The organism is Sphingomonas sp. 28-62-20 (assembly GCF_002281505.1).
On record NZ_NCGH01000002.1, the window covers coordinates 321,665 to 337,543 of the forward strand.

At 61.7% G+C, this 15,879-nt stretch carries 14 protein-coding genes; 7 read left to right on the plus strand and 7 right to left on the minus strand.

The features are described from left to right. Window positions 1-121 precede the first annotated feature (121 nt). Genes B7Y43_RS03000 through B7Y43_RS03015 form a run of 4 tightly spaced genes read right to left on the minus strand, consistent with a single transcriptional unit; the run spans window position 122 to window position 5,705 of the window. Complete coding sequence (locus B7Y43_RS03000; RefSeq protein WP_374130118.1) at window positions 122-1,618, minus strand: Ppx/GppA family phosphatase; 1,497 nt, start codon at window positions 1,616-1,618, stop codon at window positions 122-124. A 24-nt stretch (window positions 1,619-1,642) separates the two neighbouring features. Further along, window positions 1,643-3,817, minus strand: coding sequence for a polyphosphate kinase (locus tag B7Y43_RS03005; protein ID WP_374130119.1), 2,175 nt, complete (start codon window positions 3,815-3,817; stop codon window positions 1,643-1,645). Further along, the gene (locus B7Y43_RS03010; protein WP_374130120.1) at window positions 3,814-4,449 is read right to left on the minus strand and encodes a chromosomal replication initiator DnaA; all 636 of its coding nucleotides are present in this window, start codon (window positions 4,447-4,449) and stop codon (window positions 3,814-3,816) included. The genes B7Y43_RS03005 and B7Y43_RS03010 overlap by 4 nt, the downstream gene beginning before the upstream one ends. Further along, the gene (locus B7Y43_RS03015; RefSeq protein WP_374130121.1) at window positions 4,446-5,705 is read right to left on the minus strand and encodes a heavy-metal-associated domain-containing protein; all 1,260 of its coding nucleotides are present in this window, start codon (window positions 5,703-5,705) and stop codon (window positions 4,446-4,448) included. Before B7Y43_RS03015 ends, B7Y43_RS03010 begins: the two co-directional genes overlap by 4 nt. A gap of 63 nt (window positions 5,706-5,768) precedes the next feature. On the opposite strand from B7Y43_RS03015, the gene purM reads away from it, so the two are divergent. From purM to B7Y43_RS03040, 5 genes are all read left to right on the plus strand, one after another. Then, a complete protein-coding gene (gene purM, locus B7Y43_RS03020) occupies window positions 5,769-6,878 on the plus strand; it encodes a phosphoribosylformylglycinamidine cyclo-ligase (protein ID WP_374130122.1) in 1,110 nt (369 codons plus the stop codon). Next, window positions 6,871-7,440 carry a phosphoribosylglycinamide formyltransferase gene (gene purN, locus B7Y43_RS03025; RefSeq protein ID WP_374130123.1) on the plus strand — a complete coding sequence of 190 codons (570 nt, stop codon included), beginning with the start codon at window positions 6,871-6,873 and terminating at the stop codon, window positions 7,438-7,440. Before purM ends, purN begins: the two co-directional genes overlap by 8 nt. Further along, a complete protein-coding gene (locus B7Y43_RS03030; protein ID WP_374130124.1) occupies window positions 7,437-7,814 on the plus strand; it encodes an MmcQ/YjbR family DNA-binding protein in 378 nt (125 codons plus the stop codon). The genes purN and B7Y43_RS03030 overlap by 4 nt, the downstream gene beginning before the upstream one ends. Continuing rightward, window positions 7,811-8,431 (plus strand): hypothetical protein, encoded by a 621-nt coding sequence (locus B7Y43_RS03035; protein WP_374130125.1) that lies wholly within the window; start codon window positions 7,811-7,813, stop codon window positions 8,429-8,431. The genes B7Y43_RS03030 and B7Y43_RS03035 overlap by 4 nt, the downstream gene beginning before the upstream one ends. 440 nt (window positions 8,432-8,871) lie before the next feature. Further along, the gene (locus B7Y43_RS03040; protein WP_374130126.1) at window positions 8,872-9,498 is read left to right on the plus strand and encodes an aerolysin family beta-barrel pore-forming toxin; all 627 of its coding nucleotides are present in this window, start codon (window positions 8,872-8,874) and stop codon (window positions 9,496-9,498) included. Window positions 9,499-9,558: 60 nt separating this feature from the next. Here the strand turns inward: B7Y43_RS03040 and ndk are convergent, their stop codons facing one another. The 3 genes from ndk to B7Y43_RS03055 form a co-directional block, all read right to left on the minus strand. Next, window positions 9,559-9,981 carry a nucleoside-diphosphate kinase gene (gene ndk, locus B7Y43_RS03045; RefSeq protein ID WP_374130127.1) on the minus strand — a complete coding sequence of 141 codons (423 nt, stop codon included), beginning with the start codon at window positions 9,979-9,981 and terminating at the stop codon, window positions 9,559-9,561. An 84-nt stretch (window positions 9,982-10,065) separates the two neighbouring features. Then, the gene (locus B7Y43_RS03050) at window positions 10,066-10,506 is read right to left on the minus strand and encodes a DNA polymerase III subunit chi (protein ID WP_374130128.1); all 441 of its coding nucleotides are present in this window, start codon (window positions 10,504-10,506) and stop codon (window positions 10,066-10,068) included. Window positions 10,507-10,553: 47 nt separating this feature from the next. Further along, on the minus strand, window positions 10,554-12,032 hold the full coding sequence (locus B7Y43_RS03055) for a M17 family metallopeptidase (protein ID WP_374130129.1): 1,479 nt from the start codon (window positions 12,030-12,032) through the stop codon (window positions 10,554-10,556). 150 nt (window positions 12,033-12,182) lie between these two features. Between B7Y43_RS03055 and B7Y43_RS03060 the strand changes: the two genes are divergently transcribed. Then, the gene (locus tag B7Y43_RS03060; protein WP_374130130.1) at window positions 12,183-14,438 is read left to right on the plus strand and encodes an LPS-assembly protein LptD; all 2,256 of its coding nucleotides are present in this window, start codon (window positions 12,183-12,185) and stop codon (window positions 14,436-14,438) included. Between the two features lie 78 nt (window positions 14,439-14,516). Then, entirely contained in the window at window positions 14,517-15,872 is a 1,356-nt protein-coding gene (locus B7Y43_RS03065; RefSeq protein WP_374130131.1) for a peptidylprolyl isomerase, read from the plus strand. Window positions 15,873-15,879 lie beyond the last annotated feature (7 nt).

The following is a 15,879-nucleotide window of genomic DNA, read 5'->3' on the forward strand; positions in this document are numbered from 1 at the left end:
GTTCGGCCCCGGATCAGGTCCGGGGGAAGTCGAAGCCCACGCGCTGCACATGCCCTTCGACTTCGCTCAGGGCGAACGGGGTTTGGGTAGGTCCCATTCGAAGTTATCACACTCTAGGCCGTTACCCGCGCACCACCGCCTGACGCCCCAAGGCGTTGGCCAGCCCCTTGTGACGGCGCTCGACCGCTTCGCTGTACAGCGCCGAATCGTCCTGCGCCAAGGTGACCGCGATTGCGGCACCGTCATCGTCGAGCCGGGAGCGTTGCAGCGGCCCGGCAAGGCCGCCGCTAAGCCGTTGCCCCAGCCGCATGGCCAAGCCCCACGCCGTCGCGCGTTTAATGTCTGACGGGCTGGCAAGCGGCGGAATCAGCGGCGACGAATCGGTGCCGCCGCCGAGCGAAGTGAACAGCGCTTGGGCAAGCAGCACGCGGCCGCGCGCATCAATCGCCACCCAATTGCCGTGCAACGCAATTTCGACGCCGCGTTCAGCGCGAAATTCAGGATTGGCGCGCCAGCCGACATCAGCGAGCAGGCAGGCGGTATGGCGCAGGCGGGCGAGTTCGGGGGGCTCGCCGGCAAACAGCGGCGAAATCCAGCGATCGAGCAGATCGCCATGTTCGGCAAAGCGCCCAAGCCGCCGACCTTCGTCGCGCGCGGCCACAATCAGCGGGTCCTGTGCGCGCTGCTCTGCTGTCAGCGCGCCAAACAGCAAGCCTTCGCGCAAGCCAAAGGCGGAAACAATCGTGGTCCGGGACTGAAGGTGGCGCAGCAAGACCCCGAGCAGCGCATTGGCATCCCCCAACGTCGGAACGCGCGCCGATGACAGCGCTGAAATCTCGCGCAGCTTTCCCTTGGCGACATGGCTGAGCGTGCGGCCGATCCGAGTGATCGCCGCGGGCGACATTTCATATTGGTGGATAACGGGCAACGGATAGCCGGTGATATGCATATCGAGCCGGGCGAGCGAGCGCCACGATCCTCCAACTAGATAAAGCGGCAGGCCAGTCCCCTTGCCCGTCCAGCCCGCTTCATCAATCATCGTGCCGACCCGGCGATCAAATAATCTCAGTCCCTTGGCTCTGAGCGCGGCGATCCGCAGCACGCCAAGTGGGAAAGAGGCTCGGTCTTCGACCTGCCCCTTGGCGATGCGGACCAGCTCCAGACTGCCACCGCCAAGATCGCCGACAATGCCATCCGCCAGCGGAATGGCTGACAGCACGCCGAGCCCCGCGCCAAGCGCTTCCTGCTCGCCCGACAGCAGTTCCACTTCCAGGCCAAGTGACCGGGCATTGTCGATCAGCACATGGCCATTGGTGGCATCCCGCACGGCAGCCGTGGCGACGGTGCGGAGCTGGGCAACCTCCATTTCGCGCGCCACCGCTGCAAAGCGGCCAAGCGCCGCCTGTGCCGTCTTCAGCGCCTCTGCATCAATAGCGCCGGTGGCGGCAAAACCCCGCCCCAGTCCGGCCATGACCTTTTCATTGAACAGGATCGCCGGCAGCCGCGCCGGCCCCTGGTAAACCACCAGGCGGATCGAATTGGAGCCGATATCGATGATCGCCGTGCGCGGTTCGGCGACGCTTTCTACCTTGGGCTTGCGGAAAAGCAGGGTGGCCATGGGGTTATAACGCCGGAGATGGCATTAGGTACGCCGCCGCAGCGACAGCTTCGGCACGGAATCGCTGCCCTGCAACGCGGCACCGCGCCCGGAAAGCGAGGGGTTGGTCATAAAATAGCGATGCAGGTTGAACGGACGCGTGCCCGCCTCAACGCGCACATAACTGCCATCGGCCTGCAATACCCAGCTTTGTTCGTTGTCGATCAGGTTGGCGACCATGACCTGATCGAGCACCTGATCATGCACGGTCTTGTTTTCAATCGGCAGCAAATATTCCACGCGACGATCGAAATTGCGCGGCATCGCATCGGCTGAAGAGATGAATACCTTTGCGCCATCATTGGGCAACGCCTTGCCATTGCCAAAGGCCCAGATGCGGCTGTGCTCCAGGAAGCGGCCAATGACCGATTTCACGCGGATATGCTCTGACATATCGGGCACACCGGGTTTCAGGCAGCAAATGCCGCGAATGACGAGATCGATTTCCACGCCGGCATTGCTGGCCTCATAGAGCTTTTCGATCACTGCCGGATCGACCAGCGAATTCATCTTGGCCCAGATCGACCCAGGCTTGCCGGCCCGCGCAAAGGCGATTTCGGCATCGATGCAATCGACCAGGCGTTTGCGCAGATCGCGCGGCGACAGGCTGACCAGCGCCATATTCTCCGGCTCGACATAGCCAGTGACATAATTGAACATCTGCGCCGCATCGCGCCCGATCCGAGGATCGGCGGTGAAGAAGCTGAGATCAGTATATATTTTTGCGGTGATCGGGTGATAATTGCCGGTGCCGAAATGGCAGTAGGTGCGGTACTGGCCGCCTTCCCGGCGCACGACCATGGAGACTTTGGCGTGGGTTTTCCACTCCATAAAGCCATAGACGACCTGCACCCCGGCGCGTTCCAGCGCGGAGGCCCAGAGCAGGTTCTGCTCTTCATCGAAGCGTGCCTTTAGCTCGACAACGGCAGTGACTGACTTGCCCGCTTCAGCGGCCGCGATCAGCGCGTTGATGACGGCGGGCTGTTTGCCGGCGCGGTAGAGCGTCTGCTTGATCGCGACGACATCAGGATCGCTCGCGGCCTGGCGCAGGAACGCGAGCACGACGTCGAAACTCTCATAAGGGTGGTGGACGACGATGTCCTTGGCCTTAATCGCGGCGAAGCAATCACCGCTATATTCGCGGATGCGCTCCGGGAAGCGCGGCGAATAAGGCGGGAATTTCAAGTCAGGCCGGTCTTCATCGACGATCGCTTCAAGATCGCCAACGCCCAGAAACGCAGCGCCATCGGTAACGAACGCATCTGCGCCGCCCAGCTCATCGCGCAACGCCGCGCTCAGCTGATCGGGCATCCCCGATTCGAGTTCCAATCGAATCACGCGCCCGCGCCGCCGCCGCTTGATGGCATTGGCGAAATAGCGGACCAGATCCTCGGCTTCTTCCTCAATCTCGATATCGCTGTCGCGCAGCACGCGGAATTCCGCAGCGCCAATCACCCGGTATCCCGGAAAAATCACTGACGAGAAGCGCTTCACCAGCGATTCGACCGCAATGTAGCGCACCGTCTCCCCGGGCACGCGCACGAAGCGCGGCATCGGGGCGGGCAGCATCACCAGTTCCTGGATCGGCTGGTCGTCCGACAAGCGCACCAGATCGAACATTACCGCCAGCCCCTTATTGGGCATGAACGGGAACGGGTGCGCCGGATCAAGTGCCTGGGGTGTCAGGATCGGGAAAATCTGTTCGCGAAAATGTGTTTCGAGCCAGGCGAGATCGGCAGCCGGCAATGCCTCATCGATCATCTTTGACCCGAGCACGGCGATGCCGGTTTCGCCCAGCAAGCGCCGCAATTCGCGCCAGACATTGCGTTGGCTTTCAACCAGCGCATCGGCCCCCGCCACGATGGCCGTCAATTGCTGGCTGGAATTCAGCCCGTCAGCGGAAAGCCGATCGACATCCTGAAGCTGCTGCCCCTTCAATCCCGCGACGCGGACCATGAAGAATTCGTCCAGATTCGACCCTGAAATCGACAGAAAGCGGAGCCGTTCCAGCAACGGATGCGCAGGGTTGCACGCTTCCTCCAGCACGCGCCGGTTAAAGGCGAGCCAGGATAGTTCGCGATTGAAATAGCGTTCGCCCGCACTGCTGCCAACAAACAGGTCGTCGTCATCGACTTCCGCGATATGGGCGGGGCGGTTCATGCTGCATCATTCCCTGTGATCATGGCGCGATCGATGATCAGGCCGGCTGGCGCTAATGTGCCCCGTGCGAGCGGAATCGACAAGCGTTTGCGGGTCTGGCCAACCTCCTGATCAAGTGCATCGACAGCGCGCACTAGGGCGACGTGGCTGCGCTCCAGCCTGGCCAGCAACCATTGCACCAGTTCGGGTCGGGCATCGAGCCCGCGCCGGGCGAAATCGCGCTCCAGTAACGCATGCATCAAGGCTTCATCGGGCGGCTCAATCGCGATGATCGGCGTCGCGGCCAGCCGTGAACGAAGATCGGGCAAGGTCACCGGCCAGTTGGGCGGCGGGGCATCCGCCACGATCAACAACGGGCGGCGATCGGCCTGGGCATTGTTCCAGGCATGAAAAATCACTTCTTCATCGACGCGTTCGGCATCGTCGATGATCGTGCCCCCACTTTGCGCGGCAAAAATCCGCGCGAGCAGGCTGCGCCCGGATTTTCGCGGGCCGACCAGCATCGCCGCCATGACCGGCCAGGCACCCCATCGCTTGAGCGCCTGGGCAGCGCGGCTGTTAGAGCTGCTGATCAGGAATGCCGCTTCCCCGGCCTCCTCAGGATAGGGCAGCGGCAGGGCGAGTTGCTTCATCCCGCGGTCGCGTTTTCCGGCTGCACATCAGGGGGCGGCAAGGACGCGCGCGGCCGCTGGATGCGGATTGCGCCGCTGCCGAGCGTCACGACAAAGCCACGCGCTTCCAGCGCGGCCTTGAGCGTCGCGACATCGCCATCATAGCCGACCCGCATCACCGAAATACCGCCAAGCGCCAGGCTGGTGGTCACCGCCGACCGGACGCCCGCAATGCCGCGCAGGGTGCGCTCAGTCGCCTCGACCGCGCTGGCACTGGGCGTATCGAACTGGACGCTGAGATTGCCCGCGCCCGCCGATTCGAGCACGCCGGCATCAGCCGCAAGCGATTCGTCAGTCTCGGTCGGTGCGATTTCAGCTTCAGGGAGGCGGGCATTCAGACCCGGATCGACGCGGAGCATGCCGTTCGCCAGTGCCGCTTGATAGGCCTGATCGATACGCTTGATGCCGGCATTCAGCAGCGCGGGCAGCGCATCCCCGCTCGCCACGCGCAACGAGAATTGCGTCAGCAAGCGGTTGTCGGGACCAAATCGCGCCTGAAATTTACCAACGATCGGCCCGCCTGGGTAAAGCCGCGAAAGGTGCACGATCGGAATCAGCACATCCGACGCACCATATTGCGCCAGCAATGCCTGCCACCAAAGCCGACCTGGCCGATTGATTTGGCCAGCATTCAGCAGCAGCGAATCGGGACCAGTGCCGCTGGGGCGGACATAATCAATTGCGCTGTTGCCGGTGCGAAATGCCGCCCAAGCATCTTGCCAATCGGTACGCTGTTCAAACACACGGCCCGCGCCGCCCGACCATTCGACGGGGATGACGAGCATCGGCGGCGAGCGCAGGATTTTGCCCGAAACGCCGAGAATCGCAGCAGCACGATTGCGATCGAACATCACCCCCAACCGGGCGATGTAGCGATTCGGCCCGATCTGTTCATTTTCAACGACAATGCCCGACACGATTGCATCAAGCGCCGAATCAGAAAGGCCGCCGCCACCGCCGCCCATGCGGCGTGACAGCATCTGCCACCCCTTGCGCTGGGCAAGCCGCCAGCCCGCCAGGCGGGCCGCCGAGGCGTTCTTGCCCGTGGCATCAACCTCCACACCGCCGATTTCAAAGCTGCCGGCCGTGCCCACCGCAGGCCGACCCGCCCCATTGCGACTCTGAGCGCTATCGCCCTGTGCGACGCTGCCGCCGCTGGCGAGCACTGCGGCCATTGCCAGAGCGGCAGGGAAAAATCGGAGGAGGTTCTTGGCCATGTCGGCGCCCTTTTGGCGAAGCAAGCGTGGAAATCCAAGCAGGATATGGCTACCGCATCGTCCATGAACGACACCAACGCCTCCGCCAAGCCCTATACCTATGCGCAAGCCGGGGTTTCGATCGCTGCCGGCAACGCGCTTGTCCGGGCGATTGGGCCCATGGCCAAGGCCACCCGGCGCAAAGGCGCAGACGCCGATCTTGGCGGTTTTGGCGGTTTCTTTGATCTGAAGGCGGCGGGCTTTGTCGATCCGTTGCTGGTCGCGGCCAATGATGGCGTCGGCACCAAGTTGAAACTGGCGATAGAGCACAACGCGCATGACGGCGTTGGCATCGATCTGGTCGCGATGTGCGCCAATGATCTGATCGTCCAGGGCGCCGAGCCATTATTCTTCCTTGACTATTACGCCACCGCCAAATTGGTGCCCGACGTGGCCGAGCGCGTCATCGCGTCGATCGCGCAGGGCTGCCTGCTCGCTGGCTGCGCGCTGATCGGCGGCGAGACGGCTGAGATGCCCGGCATGTATGCCGAGGGCGATTATGATCTGGCGGGCTTCTGCGTCGGCGCGGTCGAGCGCGACAGGGTGCTGACCGGTGCCGAGATCGCGCCGGGTGACGTCATCTTGGGCCTTGCCTCTTCAGGCGTACACTCCAACGGTTTCTCATTGGTGCGCAGGCTGTCGGCGGATCGCGGCTGGCGGCTTGATCGCCCTGCCCTGTTCGATCAGCAAACCCTGCTGATCGACGCGCTGATGGCACCGACCCGAATTTACGTGAAGAGCCTGCTCCCGCTGCTCGCCGAGCGCCGGATCAAGGGACTGGCGCACATCACCGGCGGCGGCTTGCTCGAAAATATCCCGCGCGTGTTACCCGATGGGGCGCACGCCATGGTCGATGCAGCGCGCTGGGAACAACCAAGGCTGATGGCTTTCCTGCAAGCGCAGGGCAGCATCGAGCCCGAGGAAATGGCGCGAACCTTTAATTGCGGGATCGGCATGATCGCGATCATGGCAGCGGAACAGGCAACCGCAGTGGCCGATGCGCTGACGGCCGCGGGCGAGACCGTCTTCACCATCGGCCATATCGACGCCGGTGCGCGCGGCTGCACGGTGGCGGGACCTGCCGATGTTTGGGGCGCTCGCGCTGGCTGGTCGGCGACCCACAATCATGGCTAGGAAAAAGGTCGGCATCCTGCTGTCAGGGCGCGGATCGAACATGATGGCGCTGGTTCAGGCAGCACAGGCGAACGACAGCCCTTATGCAATCGCGCTGGTCGCCTCCGACAAGCTCGAAGCACCTGGCATCGCCTGGGCTGCCGCGCAGGGGCTGTCGGTGTTTACGCAGAGCCCGAAGGGCATGGCCAAAAGCGATTATGAAGCCCTGATCGATGCCGCGCTGCGTGACGCCGGTGTCGAGATCATCGCACTTGCCGGGTATATGCGGTTATTGTCCGATGCCTTTGTCGCGCGCTGGCGTGGACGGATCATCAATATCCACCCCTCACTGCTGCCGAAATATAAGGGCCTGGACACGCATGCCCGGGCAATTGCTGCTGGCGATGCTGTGGCTGGCTGTTCGGTGCATATCGTGACCGAAGAGCTTGATGGCGGCGCGGTGCTTGGCCAGGCCGAGGTGCCGATTCTGCCGGGCGACACGGCCGACAGCCTAGCCGATCGCGTGCTCGCCGCAGAGCATCGCCTTTACCCGCGTATTCTGGCAGAATTCGCCACACAATGAGCCCCGATCCCGCCATCGAGCTAGCGCGAATCCGCGCGATCTGCCTCGCCCTGCCAGCGGCGGACGAGCGATTGTCCCACGGATCGCCCGGTTTCTTCATCACCAAGGGCAAGTTTTTCGCCTATTTCTGGCATAATCATCATCATGACGGGATCACCGCCTGCCATGTGAAGACCAGCGGGCGCGAGGAACAAGCGATGCTTGTCGATATGGACCCGGAATTCTATTTCGTGCCGCCCTATCTGGGGCCAAGTGGCTGGATCGGCATGCGGCTCGACCAGCCAGATACGGATTGGGACCGGGTCGCGGACCGGATCGCCACGAGTTGGGAACTGGTCGCGCCGCGCCGGTTGCTGGAAATGGGTGGACGATGAACGACCTGCCCGACACCCCCGCCGAAAAAGCTGAAGCTGCAGCGATTCGGCGCCGCTGGGTCACGCTGGGCGAGGTTGTTGCGATCGCCGGGCTGATCATTTCGGCGCTCGCGCTGTGGAGCAGTTGGGCCGATCACCGCGCCGACGAAGCTGATCGACGCGCCGAAAAGGCGCTGGCGGCCAAGGCGAAAACGGTCGTCCTGCTAACCAGCACGCCGCAGCGTGGCGGCGAGGAATTGGCGCTCGCCGATGCGGCGCACCCGGTGCAGAGCATCACCGTCACTTTTCCCACCGCCTTTGGCCTTTCCCCCCAGACCAGTGCGCCCACACCGACAATTTCAGCACGCTGGTTCGCCGCCAAGCTGATGGCGATGACCGATGGCGGGGCTGATCGACGCACCGGTCGGCTCCCCGTCATGATCGCCAGCGATTATTGGGATGGCGACCAGCACATCACCGATCGCGCCATTTACGATATCGTTTGGCGAACCGAAGGGCGCGTCATTCTCGGTCGCTCGCTAACATTGGAAGGGCTAATCCTGCGCGAACGCGGAAAGCCTGATCAGGCGCGGGTCAATGCCCTGTGGTCCAGGGTCGCACCCGCCAGCCGAAATTAGGCCGGTAGCGGCTGACTGGCGCTTCAGTCTAGCTGGCTAAACGCCTTTCAACGATCACGCCACCCCGCAAACTTGCGTGCAATCGGTTAGTCGACACCTCGCACGGCCCGTCATTTCACAGTGCAGGCAAAATCACGTCCGTCATCCATGATGAAATCTTTCCCGATTGATGACGTAAAAATGTCAGTTTGGTAAAAAGTAATTTCATATTTTTACATCGGATATGGACTGAATTATCAAGTTGCGACTCCGTTTCTGCTGTTTCAACATGTGGAAGTCGTCCCTTTGAGCGACTCGTTTACCGCAACCCAAAATTGAGAGGAAGCACCATGCCCCAGGAATATATGCTCTGGTCGGATCTTGTCGCCTTGAATTCGAGTCCCAACGCAGTCAGTGCCAGTTTCAATAAAATCTGGGGTACGAATCCGGACGGGATAGCCTTGAATGACACGACTTACTATAACGCTGTCACGCCAGCGATTACGCAGCAATATGGTCATTACTGCTACAAGATACTTGGCCAGATCAACTATAGCGAAGGTACGCAGACGTCGCCGACCCAGGCCATTGTCGGCAGCAATACCGCCTATAACAATAGCGATGCGCCAGCGGCTATTTCGCTCACGGTACAGGGCGCATGGACCGAAACCACGGCCTGGTCGTCCTCCATCACGGCAGGCATGACCTTTTCCAGCGAAATCAGCCTCGAAGGCGTGTTCAAGATGGGGATGTCGTTCAGCGTCTCGACAACCGTCGGCCAGTCGAACTCGAACAGCGTAAACAAGGGGTCATCGGCGACGGTAAGCGTTACCGTACCACCCAATTCGATGATCAAGGTCGATATGGTCGCGACAATGAAGACCGAGACGATGGATTTCTCCGCACCGATCCAGGTCAGCGGGATGATGGGCGCCAATTTTCCGGATCGCGTCCAGGGCCATTATTTCTGGTTCAATGACGTCGGCAGCCTAGTACCGCAAACCTCGGGCAATTTGACTGGCACTATTCAGGGTACGTCGGCGTTCGACGTGCAGACCCATATCGGTCAGGCGCAGCCGATTACCTGACCGGATCACGCCGATCGGAAGCGTGCGACCATAGGGTGCACGCTTCCGATTGTGCATAGTTCAGCCAACCAGTTCTTCGGGCTTGAAGAAATAGGCGATCTCGATCGCCGCATTTTCGTCGCTGTCCGAACCATGAACCGAATTGGCTTCGATCGATTCAGCCAGTTCCTTGCGGATCGTGCCCGGTTCAGCATTGGCGGGGTTGGTTGCGCCCATGATGTCGCGGTTGCGCTGCATGGCGTTTTCACCTTCCAGCACCTGAACGACGACCGGTCCGGAAATCATGAAGGTGACCAGATCGTTGAAGAAGGGGCGCTCGCGGTGGACGGCGTAGAAGCCCTCCGCCTGTTCCCGGGTCATCTGGATGCGCTTGGAAGCAACGACGCGCAGGCCGCCCTCTTCCAGCATCTTGGTGACGGCACCGGTCAGGTTGCGGCGGGTAGCATCGGGCTTGATGATCGAAAAAGTGCGTGTCGCGGCCATGACTGGTGCGGTTCCTGTGTTTGGGCGTGGGTGGATAGGTCGCGCGAGCCTTTAGCGGCGGCCACACGTTCCTGCAAGCAGCGCTCAGGCGGCCTGCTCCCAGCGACCGGCATCGTCCTGTTTCCAATAGCGGCGCTCAACACCCGGTTTGTCCGCCAGCGCGCGCCAGGCAGCGCGCGCCTCGACAATCGCGTCATCGTCAAAAAAATGGAACGCCCGGTCGAAAGATAGCGCATCGTCGCGCCACACCGCATCGGCAATGGCGATATTGCGCGCACCATTTGGGGCATCAGTGCCGGCACCGATCAGCACCGGTTGATCAGGGTCATTCGCCGACCCGATTTGCGCGTGCGGCAGAAAACTGTCCGGCGCGTAGCTCCAGAGCAGCTTGTTGAGCATATCGCGCCGCGCCGGTTCGCTGGCGACAATCAGCAGGCGGCCGCCCGTTTCCACGACCTTTTCGGCGATTTTCGGCAACACGCGCTCAAGCGGTCGGACGGTAAGGTGATAGAAATCGACCTGCATTTCTTCCTCAACCTACCATAGACCGCGCATTGGCCACGGTGGCGCGCTTATTGTTCGAAGTTATCTGCTACCAGCCGATCGAGCAGGCGCACGCCATAGCCGGTTGCGCCCTTGTCATAGGTCGCGCCGGGCTTGTCGGCCCAAACCATGCCGGCAATGTCGAGATGCGCCCAGCGCACGCCTTTATCGACGAAGCGCTGCAGGAACTGCGCGGCGGTAATTGACCCGGCACCGCGCGGACCGACATTCTTCATATCCGCAATCGGGCTATCGATCAGCTTGTTATACGCATCCGACAGCGGGAACCGCCACAGCAGGTCACCGGTCGATTTGCCCGCCGCGAGCAATTGATCAGCGAGCGAATCGTCATTGGCAAACATCCCGCCATGTTCGTTGCCCAGCGCGATGATCATCGCGCCGGTCAGGGTAGCAAGATCGACGATTGTTTTCGGATGATGCGTCCGCTGGACCCAGGTCAGCGCATCGCAGAGCACCAGCCGACCTTCGGCATCGGTATTGAGGATTTCGATCGTCTGGCCTGACATTGAGGTGACGATATCGCCCGGCCGCTGCGCATTGCCATCGGGCATGTTTTCCACCAGCCCGCAGACCCCGATGACATTGGCCTTTGCCTTGCGGAGCGCCAGCGCCTTCATCGCGCCAGCGACCGCACCCGCGCCGCCCATATCCCATTTCATGTCTTCCATGCCCGGCCCGGGCTTGAGCGAGATACCGCCCGTATCGAAGGTTACGCCCTTGCCGACCAGCGCGAGATCGGGATCGCCCGGCCCCTTGCCCGACCATTTCATCACCAGAAGCTGGGCGTCGCGCACGGATCCCTGGCTGACTCCCAGCAATGATCCCATGCCCAGCGCGGCCATTTCCGCTTCGCCCAGCACGGTGATTTCTAGGCCGAGCCCATCGACATCGGCCTTGACGGCATCGACGAAGCTGACTGGATACATGATGTTGGGCGGTTCGGACACGAGCGTACGCGTCAGGTCCAGCCCCTTGGTTACCGCATCCTGCCGGTGCCAGGCTTCCTCGCTGCCAGCGGGCGTGCCGACCAGCGTGATCGCAGTTAGCGTCGGCTTGGCCTTTTCGGCGAGCTTGGTGCGATACCGATCGATCCGCCAGCTGCGCTGTGCGGCGCCAGCGGCGAAACGTGCCACCGCGCCAGCGGCTGGCATGCCACCAAGGCTGGTAAAATCGACCGTCAGGCTGGTCACGCCCGATGTCAGCAACCGCGCCGTCAGCGCGCCGCCTGCGCGTTCATATTCCGCCTCACCGCCCGGCCCGACGCCGACCAGCAATAGCTGAACGACGGCATCGCCGAAATCGACAAAGACCTCGACGATCGCGCCCGCTTCACCGTCGAAACGCGCTGCCCGCGCGGCGCTGATCACCAGTCGCTGGGCGGCGGCATCGATATCGCCGAACGCGATCCGCTCTAATCCATCCTTTTCGACAGGGAGGGCCAGGACCCGGGTGTCAACGGGGCGGCGAGCAGCAAACTGGATATGCATCGGATTCCTTAGGACAGTCACAAAGACGACTCGTTCCCCTTAAGCGCTCCGCACCAGCGTGGCAAAGCGCGAACCGAGATTGCAGCGCCGCCCGTCCAATGCGATAGGCGCGCAAGGCGGCGGCCATTTCCGCCAGGGGTCGATGCCAGCGTGAAGCGTTCCTTTCTTCTTGCCTCCTGTGCTCTGGCAGCGATTCTTGCGGTGGCAACGCCTGCGGGCGCGCAGGATTTGCAGGATCGCCCCACCGATCTGCCATCGCCGACCGAAATTCCAAGCAATGACATAAAGGGCGGGGCAACCGCCGATCAGGTACGGTTCAGCGCCGACGGCATCGACTATGATAGCAAGGGCGACATCGTTACGGCGCGCGGCGATGTGCGCATGAACCGCGGCGGCGACCGACTGCGCGCCGACACAATCGTGTGGAACCGCGAAACGGGCCTGGTGACCGCGACGGGCAATATCGTCGTGACTAATCCAGGCGGCGATGCTGCCTATGGCGATACGATTGAACTGACCGATTCGCTGAAGGATGGCGTGATCGAGAATATGCTGGTCGTACTTGATCAGGGCGGGCGCCTTGCCGCAGACCGTGGCAGCCGCAAGGACGGCATCGTCACGCTTGATGATGCCGCCTACACCCCCTGTTCAGTCGTCGATTCAAAAAATTGCCCGAAAATGCCGTCCTGGAAGATAACGGCGGCGCGCGTCGTCTATGATCCGGTTCGCCAGCGCATTTTCTACAAGGGCGCACGCGTCAACATCTTCGGCATCGCCTCTATCCCGCTCCCCGCCTTCTCCAATCCGGTCGGCGGTGGCACCGATAGCGGATTTCTGACGCCCGATCTGAAATATAGCCGCGTGAACGGGGCCGAGGCGGCGGTGCCCTATTATTTCCGCATCGCGCCCAATCGCGGGCTGACCATTACGCCGCGTCTGTTCAGCGCTGCGCTGCCCATGCTGCAGGCCGAATATCAGGCGCTGACCACCAAGGGCGCCTATCGCGTGCTGGCCTATGGCACCGTCAGCGACCGGACAGATACGCTCGCGGTAAACCCACAAACCGCGCAAAACGCGTTTCGCGGATATTTCGACGCGAGTGGCAGATTCCAGTTCGATCCCTATTGGAGCATCAGTGGATCGATCCGGGTGACAACCGATCGCACCTTCCTGCGCCGGTATGATATTTCGCGCGGCGACATTCTGCGCAACACGATCAAGATCGAACGGATTGACGCCAACAGCTATTTGTCGATCGCGGGTTGGGCAGTGCAGACCTTGCGGGTCGGCGATCGTCAGGGGCTGCAGCCCTTTGCGCTGCCTGAAATCGATTATCGGCGACGGGTAAACGACGTGCTGATCGATGGCGGTCGGCTGAATTTGCAGGTCAACAGCCTGGCGATCGGCCGGGCAGCGGGCCAGAATAGCCAGCGGGCCTTTGCCAGTGCGCAATGGGATCTCCGCCGGATAACGCCGCTGGGCCAGGAAGTGACGCTGACGGCTTTTGCGCGTGGCGATATCTACAATGCCGGCAACACCGTGGCGACCAGCGTCGTCAGCTATCGCGGCGAGGACGGATTCCACGCGCGCGCGATCGGCGCAGTCGCGCTAGACGTCAGGTGGCCTTTGATTGGTCAGTTTCTGGGCGGCACGCAGCGACTGACCCCTCGCGTCCAGATCGTCGCCTCCCCGCCGATCAACAACCTGGCGATCCCCAATGAGGATTCGCGGGCGGTTGATCTGGAAGATTCGAACCTATTTTCGCTCAATCGGTTCCCCGGCTATGATCGCGTCGAGGATTCGACGCGGGTAACCTATGGCGTCGACTGGTCGCTCGCGCTGCCCGATTTCACCTTTGATGCAAATATTGGCCAGAGCTATCGGCTGAGCAACCGGGCGACCTTATTGCCTGACGGCACCGGGCTGAGCGACAGCGTGTCTGATATCGTCGGGCGCAATGTTCTGCGGTACAAGGATCTCGTCACGCTGACGCATCGCTACCGTCTCGACAAGGATGGGTTGGCGCTCCGCCGTAACGAACTCGACGCGACGATCGGGACACGCGGGACTTACCTGTTGCTTGGCTATTTGCGGCTCAACCGGAACATTACCCCCTCGCTGGAAGATTTGCGCGATCGCGAGGAAGCCCGGGTAGGCGGGCGCGTGCAGTTTGCTCGGTTCTGGTCGATTTTTGGTTCCGCCGTGGTGGACCTTACCGATCGACGCGAGGATCCGACGTCGCAAGCGAATGGCTTTACGCCAGTGCGCCACCGGATCGGCTTTGCGTATGAAGATGACTGTCTGCGGCTTGGCCTGACCTGGAAACGCGATTATCGGGACACTGGCGACGCACGGCGCGGCGACAGTTTTCTGTTGACGCTGGCGTTCAAGAACCTCGGGCGCTAAGCTTGGGTTCAGCCGTCCGGGCCCAAAGGGCCGATGCGATCCGGTATTTGATCGATTATTGGGAATTCGAAGCTAGTGATGAAATCGTTCGCAACACCGCGCCTGTTCGGCCGTTCAGCCCTGCTCGCCACTGGCATCATCATGGCAGGCGCCGCGCTGGCCCAGACAGTGGCTGACAATCAAACACCCGAAACCAACCTCAATATCCCTGCCAATCTGCAGGTTTTCGGGAAGCTCGATCCGAATGTCCGCAAGCCGACTGCGATCGTCAACGATGCGATCATCACCGGCACCGATGTCGATCAGCGCGTCGCGCTGCTGATCGCGGCGAATAACGTCAAACCCTCCCCGGAAGACCGCGAACGGCTGCGGTTGCAGGTGTTGAGCGGCCTGATCGACGAAACGCTGCAGATTCAGGAAGCCAAGGCCAGCGATATCACGGTGACCAAGGAAGAGATTGATCGCAGCTTTGCCGGCGTAGCGCGCAGCTTTAACAAGCCAGTACCTGAACTGCGCATCTATCTTCGTGCCGTCGGGTCATCCGAGCGATCGCTGCGTCGCCAGATCGAGGCAGAATTGTCGTGGAGCCGCTATCTGCGCCGCAAGGTGGAGCCGTTCATCAATGTTGGCGATACCGAAGTCGCTGGCATTATCGCGCGGATCAAGGCGAACCAGGGCGCGGAAGAATTCCACGTTAAGGAAATCTACCTGACCGCAAGCCCGGAACGCGAACAACAGGTATTGTCTGAAGCGCGTGCCCTGATTGGCGAAATCCAGAAGGGGCAAAAACCATTCGAGCAAGTCGCTCATGACCGTTCAGAGGCGTCGACCGCTGCTGTCGGTGGCGATCTGGGTTGGGTGCGGGCGGGCCAGTTACCCGAAACGCTGGCACAGGCCGCTGTGGAAATGCGAGTCAACCAACTCGCGGGTCCAGTACCGGTGCCGGGCGGCTATTCGATCCTCTACCTGGTCGACACCCGCACGATCGGCACCAGCGACCCGCGGGATACACAGCTCAATCTCCGCCAAATCAGTATGGCCTTCAAAGCCGGGATCACCCAGGCGGAAGCCACGGAAAAGGTCTCAGCCTTCGCCAAGATGACTCAGGAGATTAAAGGCTGTGGCGATGTTGCGAAAGCAGCCGCCGCCTTTGGTGCTGAAGTCGTCGATAATGATTCGATCAAGGTGCGCGATCTGCCGCCCCAGCTGCAAGACATCATGCTGAAGCTCCAGATTGGTGAATCCACCCCGCCCTTTGGCTCGCCGACCGACGGTGTTCGCGCGCTGGTGCTTTGCGGTCGCGATGAGCCGAAAGTCGCTGGCCTGCCCAGCATGGAGCAAGTCCGTCAGCAAATGGAGCAGCGCGGCGTCAATCTGCGCGCCGATCACAAATTGCGCGATCTCCGCCGCGACGCCATTGTCGAATATCGCTGATCGGACG

Bases quoted from the DNA above. Each gene is read 5' to 3' on its own strand.
- B7Y43_RS03000 (WP_374130118.1), bottom strand. From the start codon at position 1,618: ATGGCCACCCTGCTTTTCCGCAAGCCCAAGGTAGAAAGCGTCGCCGAA.
- B7Y43_RS03005 (WP_374130119.1), bottom strand. From the start codon at position 3,817: ATGAACCGCCCCGCCCATATCGCGGAAGTCGATGACGACGACCTGTTT.
- B7Y43_RS03010 (WP_374130120.1), bottom strand. From the start codon at position 4,449: ATGAAGCAACTCGCCCTGCCGCTGCCCTATCCTGAGGAGGCCGGGGAA.
- B7Y43_RS03015 (WP_374130121.1), bottom strand. From the start codon at position 5,705: ATGGCCAAGAACCTCCTCCGATTTTTCCCTGCCGCTCTGGCAATGGCC.
- purM (WP_374130122.1), top strand. From the start codon at position 5,769: ATGAACGACACCAACGCCTCCGCCAAGCCCTATACCTATGCGCAAGCC.
- purN (WP_374130123.1), top strand. From the start codon at position 6,871: ATGGCTAGGAAAAAGGTCGGCATCCTGCTGTCAGGGCGCGGATCGAAC.
- B7Y43_RS03030 (WP_374130124.1), top strand. From the start codon at position 7,437: ATGAGCCCCGATCCCGCCATCGAGCTAGCGCGAATCCGCGCGATCTGC.
- B7Y43_RS03035 (WP_374130125.1), top strand. From the start codon at position 7,811: ATGAACGACCTGCCCGACACCCCCGCCGAAAAAGCTGAAGCTGCAGCG.
- ndk (WP_374130127.1), bottom strand. From the start codon at position 9,981: ATGGCCGCGACACGCACTTTTTCGATCATCAAGCCCGATGCTACCCGC.
- B7Y43_RS03050 (WP_374130128.1), bottom strand. From the start codon at position 10,506: ATGCAGGTCGATTTCTATCACCTTACCGTCCGACCGCTTGAGCGCGTG.
- B7Y43_RS03055 (WP_374130129.1), bottom strand. From the start codon at position 12,032: ATGCATATCCAGTTTGCTGCTCGCCGCCCCGTTGACACCCGGGTCCTG.
- B7Y43_RS03065 (WP_374130131.1), top strand. From the start codon at position 14,517: ATGAAATCGTTCGCAACACCGCGCCTGTTCGGCCGTTCAGCCCTGCTC.